This is a genomic window from Boseongicola sp. (assembly GCF_057460485.1).
Window position 1 is genome coordinate 1 of record NZ_JBVCWP010000438.1, and the last position, 2033, is coordinate 2033.

Below are 2033 nucleotides of genomic sequence, written 5' to 3' on the forward strand. Positions count from 1 at the left end.
ATCCGGTCGCATGCGCGGGCATCACATGCCCGCGCTGAGTTCTCGAGATGGGACAGTGCCAATCACGGCTCCGAGCAGCCGTTGTTGTAAAACTCATGAACCAAGCGCAGGGACGGGAGTGCCAATAGTGCCAACATTTGAAAAGGGTCGCTTTGTCCGCAAAGCGGAGAGTCGACCGGGTTCGCCGGCTCAATCCGCGCTGAGGGATCGTTTAGGGACCAAGGCAGCCCGTTTCGCTTTGCGCCAAATTTTGCAGGTAAATTGACGCCTAAACTTGTCGGAAAGCATCATTGAAACATATCCCCTTGCAGGTTCGGTTAAGGCAAATGGCCGAATTTTGAAAGCAACAACGACTTGGAGAAACAATGAGACTTGCATCTATTCTTGTGGCGACGACGATCGCGGCCACTCCAGCGCTGGCTGAGGAAGTATCTTACGCGGTTGATGGCGAAACCTTTACCGGGTATTGGGCCGAAGCAGACGAGGCCAAGGGATTGGTTCTAATCATTCACGACTGGGATGGTATGACAGAATACGAGCGCCAGCGGGCAGATATGCTGGCGGAGATGGGCTACAATGCGTTTGCTCTCGATATGTTCGGTAACGATACACCGACCGAAACCATGGACCATAGGATTGCTGCGACGGGCGCCCTCTATAAGGACCGAGATCGCATGAGGGCGCTCGTGAAAGCAGGCATTGAACAGGCGCAGGTGCGTTCTGGCGTGGATACAATGGTTGTCACTGGATACTGCTTCGGCGGTGCCGTAGCGCTTGATATGGCAAGAAGCGATATGGCGGACATGGCCAATGGTTTTGCCACGTTTCACGGCGGCCTGACCACTCCGGAAGGGCAGTCATGGGATGGCGATGAACCACCCATTCTGGTGCTTCATGGGGGCGCAGACACCTCAATCAAGATGCAAGATGTGGCGACGTTGGCGACCGAGCTCGAAGAGGCCGGAACGACCTATACGGTCGAAGTGTATTCCGGGGCCCCACATGCCTTTACGGTTTTCGGCTCAAACCGCTACCAGGAGCGTGCCGATACCGCGAGCTGGGAAGCGTTTTCGACGTTTCTTGACGAGCGTGTGTCAGGTTAGACAAGCCGCAACTTCGGGCGCACCCGATAAGACCTGTAAAGGGTGCGCCCGCTAACTGTCCGATCCTTTTCAAGCTCTAATCGCTTGGACTTCCCAAGACGCCTCTGGTGATCTTTAGAGAGAGACCAATTCCAATGAAAAGTCTCGCCTTCGTTCTTTTCGTTTTGCCCTGCCTAGCACTTGCAAATGATTGGGACGCTCTGAAGGAGCCGGATGCTATTGCCGTCATGCGTCACGCGCTTGCGCCTGGCACGGGTGACCCATCGGGATTTGCCTTGGGAGACTGCTCGACGCAGCGAAATCTCGATGTGCGCGGACGAGAACAGGCTCGGAAGATTGGCAAAGCTTTCCGCGACCGCGGGATCGACTTTGATCTGGTTCTGGCGAGCCAGTGGTGCCGCACGCATGAAACGGCCGAATTGCTGAGTGTCGGGCCCGTGGTAGAAACCCCTTCACTCAACTCGTTCTTTCAGGACTTCTCCGCACGCGATCGTCAAACCCGGGAGACTTTGGAGTTGATTCAGGAAACTGGGGGCAGGATTATGCTTGTGTCGCACCAAGTGAACATCTCGGCTCTCACCGGGCGCGGCACACGGTCTGGCGAAGTATTGATCATTCGTCTGATGGATGGAGAAGCCCAGGTGATCGGGAGCATACTAATCGATCCTTGAGTTTCGAAAGGCGTCCGATAGCGTCGCCGGCTCATTCAGCGTGTCTCCGCTTCATCCGCACGGCAGACATTAGCTAGCACTTGCGGCGAACGGCAAGTAAGAACTCAGTCCAGCTAGTTTAAGATATATTCTGGACATGTCTCAAGATTGATTACCGTCCCAGTGTTCGCTCAATCAGGTCATTGACGGGTCCCGGCGTTTCAATTGATGAGGAATGGCCCGCCTTCTTGAAGAGGATCAGTTCCGATCCCTTGATCGC

2 protein-coding genes are annotated in these 2033 nt (G+C 55.0%); both read left to right on the top strand.

Annotation, left to right across the window (positions count from 1 at the left end):
* The first annotated feature begins 365 nt into the window (after nucleotides 1-365).
* On the top strand, nucleotides 366-1103 hold the full coding sequence (locus AC221Y_RS23290; protein ID WP_486708657.1) for a dienelactone hydrolase family protein: 738 nt from the start codon (nucleotides 366-368) through the stop codon (nucleotides 1101-1103).
* Nucleotides 1104-1237: 134 nt separating this feature from the next.
* A complete protein-coding gene (locus tag AC221Y_RS23295; protein ID WP_486708658.1) occupies nucleotides 1238-1774 on the top strand; it encodes a histidine phosphatase family protein in 537 nt (178 codons plus the stop codon).
* Nucleotides 1775-2033 lie beyond the last annotated feature (259 nt).